Genomic DNA, 12,651 nt, shown 5'->3' with positions numbered 1-12,651 from the left:
CATCTATTCTATCGACCCAAGTAGAGCTTGACGCATCACCAGGACATAATACTAGGGGCAAAGTTTTTTTAAGGCTTGAGTTAGCCTTTGCCAGAGCGATCGCCGCTCAGCTCCAAGTGCCTTGGCATAACAAGCATAGGCTTCCTGATAGCGTTCGAGACGGTGCAGCGCTGCCCCTCGAAAAATCCAGGCTTCTGAATGGGTGGGTTGAACTTCCAATGCTCTATCACAGCTCGATAGAGCCTCCTGATAGCGTTCGAGATGAATCAGCACAACCCCGCGAAACACTAAAGCAGCACAGTCGTTTGGGTCAATTTTTAGGGCTTCATCAAAACTGTCAAGCGCTTCTGTATAGCGACCTAAACGAGCCAACGCATCACCTCGAGCGACCCAAACCGCACTGCTATCTGTTTGAGCTGCTAGGACTTTGTCGAAATTAGGAGGAGGGTAATCCATACCGATCCCAACGATGTGGGTTTTGAAAGACCGAGCTTATGGCAGTCTATAGCTCAGTATTGACCTTCTATCTTCACTTAAAATCAGTGATCTTACTCACCTCTTTACTTAAATCAATAAAGTTTTTTATAGCTAACTAGTAACTTATACAGGTATTTCTTTAGTCGAGAAAGCAAATTACGACAAAAAATTAAAAGTTTGATTTCAGAGATTCAATAAAAACCAATTTAGTAGAATCGTCTTTATTAAAATTTCATCAATGCGTAAGCAATTATTTGTCAGCAAGGGTTCTCACCCCCTTTTACAAGAATTAATCTGTTCGCTATCGTCTCTTCTAGACGGTCATCATAATGGTGCAAAATTCTCTTTTGAGATGATTTAAATCACTAGGAAATCTAATTATTTGACCATCGCTCAGATAAGCTTTACTGTCCACTTTCAGACGTGCGGGTTCATTCAAATTAACAATCTGGTTCAGAAACCTCAAACGGCTCAACTTAGAAGTCTTCGACAAAGCTCTTTGGTTCTGCTTGGCTGTGATGCAGCAGGTAAGGCACCGGAAAGACCTTCAGAAGAAATGGCAGAGTACCGAATTCGCGATTATTCTCTGCTGAACGGGCATTCTTGCCTGTAAGGATCAGGTCTAGCAAAAGTTGCCCCTTGACCGTCCAGGGCATTCCAAAAGCTACTGAAAAATTACGCTGCTTTATAAGGAACTAGATTAATGTCACGGGATGCACTTGTTGTCGGAGTTAATACCTATCAGTATTTGTCTGGCTTACAAGCTCCAGCCCGGGATGCCGAGGCGATCGCCCAACAATTGCACACTCAAGGCGAGTTTCGTATTCATCGGCTGCCAGAAATCATTAGTTCGGGGCAGCCCCAAGTCGGGTTAAAAACTCCAGTCACCCTACGTGATCTAGAGACTGCCCTAGTCAATCTGTTTAAGCCAAAGGGTAGCAACGTCCCTCATACAGCACTATTTTACTTTTCTGGACACGGCATTCAGCGAGAAGCCGGGATTCAAGAGGGTTATCTGGCACCCAGCGATTCCAATCCTGATGTCGGGTTTTACGGCTTATCTTTGTTTTGGCTGCGACGACTGCTGCAAGAGAGTCCAGTACGCCAGCGAATCATTTTGCTAGATTGCTGCCACAGCGGCGAATTTCTCAACTTTTTGGAAGCCGATCCAGGAGCGCGTCCCGGTACAGACCGACTCTTCATGGCAGCATCCAGGGAATACGAATCTGCCTACGAGTCATTAGACAGTCCTTATAGTGTCTTTACCCAAGCCCTGTTGACAGGACTAGACCCTCAACGCAGCGAGACAGGGATTATCACGAATCATTCCCTGACCACCTGGGTAAACGATGCCCTCAAGGGAGAATTGCAGCAACCGCTGTTTGAGAATTCAGGCAGCGAAATTATTTTGACGCGGGGTGAGAGTTTAGCAACGGCAAAGAAGCCGCTGCAATCAACCGACATCTGCCCTTATCGAGGACTGGAATTTTTTGATGAAGCCCACGCTGAGTACTTTTTTGGGCGAGAGGATCTAACCGATCAGCTGCTTGATGAGTTGAGAAGAGGACGCTTTGTTGCTGTAGTCGGTGCGTCGGGCAGCGGTAAGTCTTCTCTAGTCAGGGCGGGACTGCTTTGGGAGTTGCGGCAAGGAAAAAAGTTTTCGGGGAGCGATCGCTGGCGAATTAAGCTGCTCACGCCAACTCACCGTCCGCTCAAGAGCTTGGCATCTGCTTTTGTAGATTTGAATGTCTCTGACTTGGAGCGAGCAGAGCAGCTTCGACGAGCAGAGGTCTTTTTGCAGGATGGCGGAGCCGGACTGGCACAGCTAGTGCAGGCAAGCTTGTTAACCGAGCAGGGGAATGGGGGCGATCGCCCCTCCTCCTTTGGGGCTGAAAAACGTCCACACCTGTTGCTTGTGATTGACCAGTTTGAGGAAGTCTTCACCCTGAGTCATGGAACCCAGGCAGAGCAGGAGCGCCACCAGTTTTTTCAATGCCTCACCCAAGCCCTACAAGTGGCGGGCGACTGCCTCAGCATCGTGATTGTGCTGCGGGCAGATTTTTTTGGCAAATGTTCTCTTTACGAGAAGTTGGCTCAGCAAATTGAGCAAAACATGGTGATTGTGACACCGCTGAGCTATGAGCAAATCAAGGCAACCATCATGCAGCCTGCTCAAAAAGTAGGGCTGACCTGTGAGCCAAATCTGGTCTACACCATGCTGCTAGATGTGATTGGTGCGCCCGGAGAACTGCCGCTGCTGCAATATACCTTACTGGAGCTATGGCAGCGACGGCAGATTGACGCCGACAGGGGTACTGCCTACCTTACCCTGGATGCTTATACAGAATTAGGCGGTGTAAGAGGAACCCTGCAAAAACGCGCAACCGAAATTTTTTATGGACTATCGCTAGAAGAGCAGGGTGTTGCCAAGCGTATTTTTTTGGCGCTAACGCAACTGGGAGAAGGAACGGAGGACACCCGACGGCGCGTGTTCAAAGCGGAATTGGTAAATTCTGCTTTTTCACGGGAATTGGTCGAGCAGACTCTAGAAAAGTTAGTTGCTGCAAAGCTCGTGGTGACAAACCAGAGTGAGAGCTGGCAGTCGGCTGAAGGGGACGACGCTGCGAATGATCCTGCTAGCGAAAAATCTCTGGCAACGGTCAGCTTTGCCCAAGCCTGGCTCTGTCAGGAAACGATTGATGTCGCCCATGAAGCCCTGATTCGAAACTGGACACTGCTGCGGAGTTGGCTGGACGAAAATCGGGAGGTTTTACGCCGACAGCGACGGATTGAGCAGGTTGCCCAGGAGTGGAACAATGCAGGACAGCCTAAAGGAGTAGAATACTTGCTGCGCGGCGGGCGGTTAATTGATGCTGAAGATTTTCTCAGCCACTACTCGGATGATTTGTCGTCTTTGGCACAGCGCTACATCATCGTTAGCCAAGAGGAGAGCTACCGAGCCAGGAAGGAGCTGAGATCGCTGCAAATTGCGGTACCGTCAGTCTTGCTGGTTGCCTTATTGGTAACGTTTAACCAATACCGCACAGCGGTACAAACGCAGGCAGAAAAGGATTATCAGCTTCAGGTTTCAACATCGCGAGAACGGGCGGCGATCGCCCAGTCAATTTTGCAAGAACCGGATAGCGACCCCATGACCGCTTTGCTGATTAGTCGCTTAGCTGCAGAACAGGGTGGACAAACCTACGAAGCTCAATCTAGTTTGCGGGCTGCCCTACAAGATTTGCGACTGCAACTAGAATTACATGGGCATCAGGCTGCGGTTCACCAGGTTATTTTCAGTTCTAACCAAAACCATTTAGCGACCGCTAGTGCTGATGGCACGATTCGCCTCTGGCCAGTCCATTCTCACACCATTCAAACTGATAGCATCCAGCCGTTCAAGATTTTGTCTTGGTCTGACTCTTCTTCGCCAGATGCCGCTGCAACTCCAGCAACACCAAACTTGACCACTGTTGCGTTCAGCCCTGACAACAAACAGGTGGTGGCGATCGCCCAAAATTCACCCCAAATCAAAATTTGGTCAGTTGAATCTGGCGATTTGATCCAACAGATCGAAGCAACTCAAGCCGTCACTCAAGTAAGCTTTAGCCCTGATGGAAAGTGGATTGCCACAGCCAGCACTGATCGAAGTATCTCCATTTGGCAAGCCGAAACAGGTCAGCTTCAGGTTCGTCTCACTCAGTCAGGAGCAGTCAACAGCCTGGAATTTAGCTCCGATGGGCAACGTCTACTTTCGGCTGGGGCTGATGGCTTTGCTTATCTATGGCAACTGGCGGCTGCATCCCCAACCGCTCCCTTAACCGCAAGACTCATCAAATCCTTGCAGCATCCAGATGCAGTAAACAGCGCCAGCTTTAGCCCCAAGGGACGCTGGATCGCGACGGCCTGCGATGATGGCAAAGTCAGACTTTGGGAAATTGCTACTGGACAACTGCGCCACACTCTGACTCAAAACACCTCGGTTGATCGACCACCCAGCACCACTCAGTCAGCATCAACCCAACCCACACCAGGCATCAACCCGATTGCCCCCGTTGTAAAAGTGTTGTTTAGTCCGGATGAACAACTCCTGGCAACAACAAGCACCAGTCACCAGACCTGGCTTTGGGAAGTCGGCTCTGGACGGCTTCGGTCCAGACTCACTGGCCAAGGGGTAGCCCAAACGGATCAAGATGAAGGGATAGGGGCGATCGCATTTAGCCCTGACAGTCGCCAAATCATCACCACAAATCGAGCGCAGGTTAACCAGGAGGTTTCCTACAGTATCTACCTGTGGGACACTCAAACGGGGAGCCAAACAGGTACACTACGCGGGAATCATGCTGCCATTACTACAGCGCAATTTAGCCCGGACGGTGCTTATCTCGTTACAGCTAGTCAAGAGGGCACGGTGCGCTTGTGGTCAGCAGAGTTGGGTGGTGAGTTGCCGACGCTCCATATTCCTCATGCGCTAGTCCAGTGGGCAGCCTTTGTTCAACCAGCGGAACCTTTGAGCGCACGTGCATCCACGGCAGATAGCGTCCCCAGCATCAACCTGAATCCATCCTCCATGTTGATAGGAGGCAATTCTGACTCTAAGATTCAGCCAAATACCGCTTCAGCAGTCCCGACAGGCATTATGACAGTTACAGCGGATGGGGCACTGCGACGCTGGGAGGTCATTCCCAACTCGGTTGCTAATCCTACTCTGGCGGTAGATCTAGATCAGGGGCTACCTTCTGCTAGCACGGCTCAAATCGATACCTCTATTCAGCCACAAAACTTTTGGCAGCGGTTGACAGCTTCTGGATGGCGATCGCTGTTGGGTTCTCAGACTAATTCGCCGAATGCAGAAGCGCCTGCTTCTGAAACGCCTGTTGCGGCAGTTGGGGCAAGAATGGGACAGCTACAACCCGCAGGTGCTGCAACGACAACTGGAAAAATTGTGCTCACCAGCGTTGCTTTTAGCCAAAATGGTCAAATGATTGCAACTGCAACCAGTGATGGATGGGTTGAAATTCGTCGAAACCAGTCGAGCCAAATCGCAGAACCATTACAACGGATTCAGAGCGTACAGGTTGCAGAAGTTCGTAATAACGCTACCTCTAGCCTGCGGCACTCAGATATTCCTGCAGTTTTTCATCAGTTAGTTTTTAGTGCGGACGGTCGACTGCTGTTGGGCTTGGGAGATGATTTTGCTGCCCGCCTCTGGGATGTGCAGTCAGGGCAGTTGTTGCAGACTTTGCATGGACATGAAGCAATGATTCAGCAGGCGCAGTTTAGTCCTGATGGACAGCAGATTATTACTGCCAGCCTGGATCGAACGGCACGAATCTGGCAGGTGGCTTCTGGGCAAACAGCCAAGGTGCTGTCTCATCAAGATGCAGTTAGCAGTGCCGCTTTTAGCCCGGATGGACAACAAGTGGTAACGACTAGTTGGGATAGCACGGCTAGAGTGACGGATGTAGAAACGGGAGCGCTCAAGGTAATTTTGTCAGGGCACCGAGGGTTGGTTTTAGATGCCCAGTTTAGTCCTGATGGGCGATCGCTCGTTACCGCCGGGGCAGATGGCACTGCCCGCATCTGGGATGCAGAAACGGGTGTAGAAAAGGCACAGCTTCACCCAACCTACACGGGAGCTGAGCCAAAGCTGATTCGTCGGGCTTTCTTTAGCCCAGATGGTCAGTACGTTGCCACATTAACCGAGCAAGGGCAGGTGAATTTATGGGCTGCGACCTGGGAGATGCTGCTGGAGCTTGCCCGCGATCGCAGTTTCCGTCAGCTAACCGATGAGGAATGCATTCGTTATTTACGCTTGGCTCCTGATAATTGCCCAACGCTTGAGATTAATCAGGACTAATGGTTATGTCGTTTTGATAAAAACAGGCGACAGATGAAAGGGCACCCCGCTAAGCGGGGTGCCCTTTCATCTGTCGCCGATTCTAAACGTTAGCGCCGTCTGCCACCGGGAGTGCGTCCATTTTCGTCATTGCTGCCGCCATGCGGACGAGAGTTGCCAGGGTCACATCCTTCGGAACCGTTGCCAATGCCCTGGTTGCAGTTGCGACGACGAGAGCGACCGCCGTCATCGTCATCGTCGTCATCATATTCGTAGTCGTCATCGTCGTCATCATCACCGTCGTTGTCGTTATCATCATCGTCATCGTCGTACTCGTAGTCATCGATGTCGATGATTGTTCCTTCCGTAAAGCCAACTTCTTGATAGACCAGGATTAATTGGCTGACTTCGTAGGTGGAGATGCTGCTAGTGCTGATGTTACTAATTTCAACGATTTCTCCAGGAGTGGCGAGTAAGGCAGGAGCCAGCCCAGAGATGAAGCAAGGAATGGTGCGACCAACCAGAGAGAAAATACCGCTTTCAAAGGAACTGCTGTAAACAGAGCTACTAGAAGTGGAAATGCTCTGGGTTTGGAACAGGCTGGTGTTAATGTTTCGGGTACTGCTGAGGAAAGTGACGCGGCTATCGCGATAGCTTGAACCACTCACCTGGGTGTAGTAGCTATAGGTATTGCGGTTCGCGTCAATGACACCGTTTTCATCACTATCAACACCGTAAACGGTGCGAACGGTGCCGTAGGAACTGCTTTGGCTAGGCAAAATCAGGTTTACAGCAGCGTTGTCATCCAGTAGCTCAAACTCGCTGTAGCCAATCAGGACGTTTTGTGGGGTAAAGAGGCGGACGACGACGCGATCGCCTGGATTGAGTCCACGAATAAATCTTGCTCGTTGGTTGATGCGATAGCGAAAATCACCAACAAACCGCTCTTGCAAGAATGCATTAGGACGCTGAGCCTTAAGCGAAACGCGAACAATGACATTATCAAAAGTAGGCTGAGATTGAAGAACCGCCAGACTAAAGTGTCCTCGCAGCGGGTTCAGAGTATTGTTAGGTTGCCCTGCGCCAGTTACCGTGACAGGAACAGAGGTTTGAGTGCTAGTTTGAGTCGTCTGGCTGCTCGTCACCTGAGTGGTGCTGGTCTGGCTACTGGCGATCTGGGTTGTAGTGGTTTGAGCGATCGCCCGATAGCTTTGCACCTGTTCCCAAGTCACCCCTTGGTTTCGCTGTCCGCCACGCACGTCGTAGCGCAGTTGGGCGACCGCCCGTAGCTCTACATCATCCAGGTCGTCATCGTCTAGTGCATCCTCCAAGTCGTCCAGCGAAATCACCTCTGGCTCTAGCGTTACCCGTCCTCCGTTGTTGCTAATCAGACGGGCACCCGTGCTGCTGTAAATCAATCTCCAGCGACCATCTTGACGAGCAAAAATTTGGTAGACAGCGTTTGCGTAGCTGGTTTCAGGTTTTTCTAAAACGTCTAGTTGCATGACTAGAGAGGTAACCTGCTGACGCGCATTGACCAGTCTTCCGAGTCTTAAGACGCTGTCCCATTCTTGCTGACGCTGGCTGATTTGCAGCGGCGCGGGGTCTGCTAAAACTTGGGAGTAGCTACCCAAGATTAACGTTGAAGCCATTAAAGCGATCGCACCCTTTTTCCAGAAGGAAGCAGATTTCCTGCTGGTCATATATTTTTTGTTTGTGTTCATGAAAGTTGAGGTGATTACGGTGAATGGACAAGAACTGATGACCGACGATCGGCTCAACTGCCCCGCCCCAATCAGTTCCGAGTTTTGCTAAGTTGACCTGAACCGTAAAGTGCAGGTTCCCTTTAGTATGGGTTTTTACAATTTGAACACGCAATTTTTATCAAATCTACATAGGTAAGGGTTAGGAATTGTGAGATGGGAATTGCTCCAACCCCCACACCACATTCCCAATACTCATGTCCGAAAACGGCTAGATTTTCCTGTAAGGCAGATCTATGCTGTGCCCATGAAGCTTGATCATGAGACCTGCTACCGAGCCGTACAAGCCCGCGATCGCCGTTTTGATGGGCGGTTCTTTACCGCAGTTTTGACTACTAAAATTTACTGCCGACCGATTTGTCCGGCTCCAACTCCAAAACGAGAAAACTGTATCTTTTTGCCCTGTGCTGCGGCTGCCCATGAGAATGGGTTTCGCCCTTGCTTGCGCTGCCGCCCAGAAATTTCTCCTGGATTGTTTGCTCAGTTTGAAGGAGCCGCGGTTGTTTCACGGGCGCTTAATCTGATTGCGGAAGGTGCTTTGGATGATGGCAAGGTGGCGGATTTGGCAGAACAGGTAGGAATGGGCGATCGCCATCTCAGGCGACTGTTCACGCAACATCTAGGCGCATCCCCTCTAGCCGTAGCACAAACCCGCCGAATTTTGTTTGCCAAACAGTTGATTGACGAAACTTCCCTGTCCATGACCGATGTGGCAATGGCTGCAGGGTTTATGAGCATTCGACGGTTTAATGAAACGATGCAAAAGACTTATCAGCGATCGCCACGTGAATTGCGACGAATTCACGTGGCTGAAAATCCCGAGAACAGCCCTACACCCGCCGAAATTACGCTGAAGCTACCTTTCAACCCGCCCTATCACTGGGCTGCGCTGGTGCGTTTCCTGGCACCTAGAGTGATTCCTGGGGTTGAGGCAGTGGGGTCTGACTTTTATTGCCGCACGATTTGCCTGGATGGGCTACACGGAATGGTTGAAGTGCGTCCGGTTGAAGGACAAAATCATTTGCTTGCCAGAATTCGGTTTCCGAAAGTGGTGGCTATCGCCCCCATTGTCGAACGGCTACGCCGTCTCTTTGACCTGAACGCCAATGTAACTGAAATTGCGGCTCATTTGGAGCGTGATCCACAGCTTTGCGATCGGGTTGCAGCCTTGCCAGGACTGCGCGTTCCGGGCGCGTGGGATAGTTTTGAACTGGCAGTGCGGGCAATTTTGGGACAGCAAATTAGCGTTGCTGCTGCCACTAAACTGGCAGGACGACTGGTGGAAGCCTATGGTGAGCCATTGAACCTGGAAACTCCGACTGAAACGCCACTGCAACGGGTGTTTCCTCACCCGGAAGTGTTGGCGATCGCTGACCTGACTCAACTGGGGCTAACTCGTGCCCGTGCCAAAGCGATTTCCTCTCTGGCGACAGCAGTTGCAGAAGGTCAGTTGCACCACTTTGCCAATCTGGAAAGCGCTGTTCACGCTCTTTGTGAGTTGCCGGGAATTGGAGAATGGACAGCTCACTATATTGCAATGCGGGCGTTGCGTGAACCGGATGCTTTCCCAGCAACGGATTTAGGGTTGCGGCGATCGCTATCACCAGACAATCCCCTGACAAAAACACAGTTGCTAGAGATGGCGCAGTTCTGGAGACCCTGGCGGGCTTATGCTGCCATGTATCTGTGGTTGTCAGAAGGGGTAAAGGAATAGAACCCTGTGCATCGAACTTAGGAGAAAACAGCATGGAACTGCTTATCGACAAGATCAACTCCCCATTGGGAACCATTTTGCTGGTTTCGGATGGAGAGAATTTGTGTGCATTAGATTTCGTGGATTACGAACACCGCATGACCCAACTACTTCAGGTGCGGTACGGACACTTTCACCTAAAGGAAGTAGCAAATCCAGCCGGAATTAGCAGCAAGATTCAGGCTTATCTGGACGGGGATTACAACAGTCTGGATCAGATTCCCGTTAGCGCAGGTGGAACAACCTTTCAGCAACAGGTTTGGGCAGCACTGCGAACCATTCCGCTTGGAACAACCGTCACCTATGGAGAACTTGCAGCAAAATTGGGTAAACCGACGGCTTACCGAGCAGTTGGCATGGCAAATTCACTCAATCCAGTTGCGATCGTGGTGCCTTGCCATCGGGTGATTGGCGCAAAGGCAAACCTGACAGGTTACGCGGGTGGGCTTGAGCGCAAACGCTGGCTACTAAAGCATGAAGGTGTTGAAGTTAGTTAGGAACGGATCAGGGCGCTAGGCGAGCTTTCTTAAGGCGATTGCTTTCATACCAGTCGGCGATCGCCGGAGCCCATTCCCGAAACGGCACCCAGATCAGTTCACACAGCTTTTGCGCCTCAAGCTGAGCGTCAGCTTTCCAGCGCAGGTCTAGGAGGTGCAGGAGCGATCGCACATTTGCCGACAGCACCCAATGCTGCCGCACATCAAAGGGAATCAGCCCCCGCGCATGTTCTTCTGAGAAGCCTTGATTGATTCGTTCTTGGTAGCGCTTGCAGGCGGCTAAACACCAGTCCAAATCTTGCTGTCGCTGTTCTGGGGTGTATTCGTAGCGCTTGCCCTGGCGATCGCTATAAACCCCGATTGGACGCAGGTAAAACACATCCTCAACCTCTTGCTTCCCCTCAACCACATCCACAATTCGCTGTCCGGTATATCTCATGGATTGAACATCAAAGCTGATTCCAACGCGATGAGTACGGATTTGCTGCATGGTGCTGTGGGGAAACCAGCCGCAGTTGAGCACGATTTGCGGATGCTCTAACGGGCCATAGTGTCCTCGGTTGCCTGCTAGAAGCTGTTTGACGATGATTTCTCCGGCTTTTTCTTCACTGGGCCAGCGATCACGCTCATCACAGACAAACCCCTCCGCGTAGTCCTGGTGCATTGCAGCATAAATGACCTGCTGGGGGTTGGGAGTTTGCGAGATTACGGCAACGGTAAAGCGATCCATAGGACTTGGGAGAATTTAGAGATGAGCAGCAGAGAGTATCAAGCTCTCTAGAATAATCCTAGATTGTCTCAATTCGGGCATCCTTAAGTTTTTTATTCTCAAACGGAGGTAACTTTGCACGATTTCAGCCGCACGTGTGCGGCTGAAATCGTGCCATTAAACTCACCTTGATGCAAGATCCAAGTGGAAGCAACGGTATATTGCGATGGCGCTTGACTTAGCCCGATTTTTTAGAGCCTGTAACCCCAGCCGCACGCTGGTGGTTGGCAATCCTGAAGACCAGCTTTATTACATTGATTTTGCGGGCGTGCGGGGCGGCAAAATTATCGAAGCGCTGGAGCGCACGATCTCCCTACTTTCGCCCAATGATCCAACCTGTCAGCTTTTCACCGGGCACATTGGCTGCGGCAAGTCTACCGAACTGTTTCGGCTGAAGGCAGAACTGGAAGAGCAACGGTTTTATGTTGTTTATTTTGAGGCAGACCAGGACTTAGACGTAGCCGATGTGGATGTGACCGACATTTTGCTGGCGATCGCCCGCCAGGTTAGCCACAGCTTAGAAAATATGGGCATACGGCTCAAACCGGGTTACTTCTCTCGGCTTTTTTCTGAGATTGGAACGATGCTGCAAACGCCGATTGAGTTTTCTGAAGCAGAGTTTTCCGTCGGCATTGGCAAAGTAGTTGCCCGCACCAAAAACAGTCCACAGTTTCGCAGTCAGCTTCGACAGTTTTTAGAAACTCGCACCAGCAGCATCCTGGAATCGATCAATCAAGAACTGCTGCAACGGGCAACCGTCGAGCTGGAGCGGCGAGGCTATCGCGGACTGGTGGTGATCGTCGATAACCTGGATCGGGTTGAAAATCGGCTGGCAGCGTCAGGGCGATCGCAGCCCGAATACCTCTTCATCGATCGGGGCAAGCAGCTTCAAGCCCTTGACTGCCATGTGGTTTATACGATTCCCCTGTCGCTAATCTTCTCCAGTGAAGGAGAAGCGTTGAAGAATCGGCTAGGGGGTGGCGTGGCACCGATGGTTTTGCCGATGGTGCCTGTCAACTATCGAGACGGGCACGAAAACCTGGAAGGCATGGCGCTGTTGCGACAGTTGGTTTTAGCCAGAGCCTTTCCTGAAATGAATCCAGTGCAGCGGCTCGACCTGATTTCAGAAATTTTTGATCAGCCCGGAACGCTCGATCGGCTGTGTCGAATCAGCGGCGGTCATGTACGAAACCTGTTAGGGCTGCTCTATAGCTGTTTGCAGCAGCAAGACCCGCCTTTCCCACGTAGCACTCTGGAGAGTGTGATTAGAACTTATCAAGATGACCTGGTGCTGCGGATGAATGCGTCTCAGCAAGAGTTGCTGCGGCAGGTTGCTCAACAAAAGACGATTGGCAACGCGCCGGAATATCAGGCTTTGCTGCGGAGCTTGTTTGTGTTTGAGTATCGTGGACCACAGGGGCGCTGGTTTGACTTGAATCCAGCTCTGTCCGAGCTAGAGGAATTATCCTGAAGGAAAGTAGCCGTAGATTGGGTGTAGCACAGCGCAACCCAGCGCAACCTTCAACACTATTGGGTTTCGGGATTTCAACTCA

The 12,651-nt window shown here is 51.0% G+C and carries 8 protein-coding genes; 4 read left to right on the top strand and 4 right to left on the bottom strand.

What is annotated here, in order from left to right:
- Positions 1 to 51: 51 nt before the first annotated feature.
- Entirely contained in the window at positions 52 to 456 is a 405-nt protein-coding gene (locus H6F88_RS03080) for a tetratricopeptide repeat protein (protein ID WP_190641268.1), read from the bottom strand.
- Positions 457 to 953: 497 nt separating this feature from the next.
- Positions 954 to 1,133 carry a hypothetical protein gene (locus tag H6F88_RS03075; RefSeq protein WP_190641267.1) on the bottom strand — a complete coding sequence of 60 codons (180 nt, stop codon included), beginning with the start codon at positions 1,131 to 1,133 and terminating at the stop codon, positions 954 to 956.
- Between the two features lie 47 nt (positions 1,134 to 1,180).
- Here H6F88_RS03075 and H6F88_RS03070 point away from each other — a divergent pair, with 47 nt between their 5' ends.
- Positions 1,181 to 6,337, top strand: coding sequence for an LpqB family beta-propeller domain-containing protein (locus H6F88_RS03070; protein ID WP_190641266.1), 5,157 nt, complete (start codon positions 1,181 to 1,183; stop codon positions 6,335 to 6,337).
- Positions 6,338 to 6,426: 89 nt separating this feature from the next.
- On the opposite strand, the gene H6F88_RS03065 is transcribed toward H6F88_RS03070, so the two are convergent.
- Positions 6,427 to 8,040, bottom strand: coding sequence for a hypothetical protein (locus H6F88_RS03065; RefSeq protein ID WP_190641265.1), 1,614 nt, complete (start codon positions 8,038 to 8,040; stop codon positions 6,427 to 6,429).
- A gap of 286 nt (positions 8,041 to 8,326) precedes the next feature.
- On the opposite strand from H6F88_RS03065, the gene H6F88_RS03060 reads away from it, so the two are divergent.
- Both H6F88_RS03060 and H6F88_RS33850 read left to right on the top strand, forming a co-directional pair.
- Positions 8,327 to 9,793: a DNA-3-methyladenine glycosylase 2 gene (locus tag H6F88_RS03060; RefSeq protein ID WP_190641430.1), complete on the top strand. Its 1,467-nt coding sequence runs from the start codon at positions 8,327 to 8,329 to the stop codon at positions 9,791 to 9,793.
- Positions 9,794 to 9,825: 32 nt separating this feature from the next.
- Positions 9,826 to 10,329 carry a methylated-DNA--[protein]-cysteine S-methyltransferase gene (locus H6F88_RS33850; protein ID WP_190641264.1) on the top strand — a complete coding sequence of 168 codons (504 nt, stop codon included), beginning with the start codon at positions 9,826 to 9,828 and terminating at the stop codon, positions 10,327 to 10,329.
- Between the two features lie 7 nt (positions 10,330 to 10,336).
- On the opposite strand, the gene thyX is transcribed toward H6F88_RS33850, so the two are convergent.
- Positions 10,337 to 11,059, bottom strand: coding sequence for an FAD-dependent thymidylate synthase (thyX, locus tag H6F88_RS03050; RefSeq protein ID WP_190641263.1), 723 nt, complete (start codon positions 11,057 to 11,059; stop codon positions 10,337 to 10,339).
- A 205-nt stretch (positions 11,060 to 11,264) separates the two neighbouring features.
- Between thyX and H6F88_RS03045 the strand changes: the two genes are divergently transcribed.
- Positions 11,265 to 12,569 carry a P-loop NTPase fold protein gene (locus tag H6F88_RS03045; RefSeq protein ID WP_190641262.1) on the top strand — a complete coding sequence of 435 codons (1,305 nt, stop codon included), beginning with the start codon at positions 11,265 to 11,267 and terminating at the stop codon, positions 12,567 to 12,569.
- Positions 12,570 to 12,651: the final 82 nt, after the last annotated feature.

The organism is Oculatella sp. FACHB-28 (assembly GCF_014696015.1).
Classification (GTDB): domain Bacteria; phylum Cyanobacteriota; class Cyanobacteriia; order Elainellales; family Elainellaceae; genus JAAUTN01.
Note: the sequence above shows the minus strand (reverse complement) of the source record. Positions and strands in the feature narration are given on the sequence as shown.

Excerpts from the sequence above, each read along its gene's own strand:
- H6F88_RS03080 (WP_190641268.1), bottom strand. The coding sequence starts at position 456 with ATGGATTACCCTCCTCCTAATTTCGACAAAGTCCTAGCAGCTCAAACA.
- H6F88_RS03065 (WP_190641265.1), bottom strand. The coding sequence starts at position 8,040 with ATGAACACAAACAAAAAATATATGACCAGCAGGAAATCTGCTTCCTTC.
- thyX (WP_190641263.1), bottom strand. The coding sequence starts at position 11,059 with ATGGATCGCTTTACCGTTGCCGTAATCTCGCAAACTCCCAACCCCCAG.
- H6F88_RS03070 (WP_190641266.1), top strand. The coding sequence starts at position 1,181 with ATGTCACGGGATGCACTTGTTGTCGGAGTTAATACCTATCAGTATTTG.
- H6F88_RS03075 (WP_190641267.1), bottom strand. The coding sequence starts at position 1,133 with ATGCCCTGGACGGTCAAGGGGCAACTTTTGCTAGACCTGATCCTTACA.
- H6F88_RS03045 (WP_190641262.1), top strand. The coding sequence starts at position 11,265 with ATGGCGCTTGACTTAGCCCGATTTTTTAGAGCCTGTAACCCCAGCCGC.
- H6F88_RS03060 (WP_190641430.1), top strand. The coding sequence starts at position 8,327 with ATGAAGCTTGATCATGAGACCTGCTACCGAGCCGTACAAGCCCGCGAT.
- H6F88_RS33850 (WP_190641264.1), top strand. The coding sequence starts at position 9,826 with ATGGAACTGCTTATCGACAAGATCAACTCCCCATTGGGAACCATTTTG.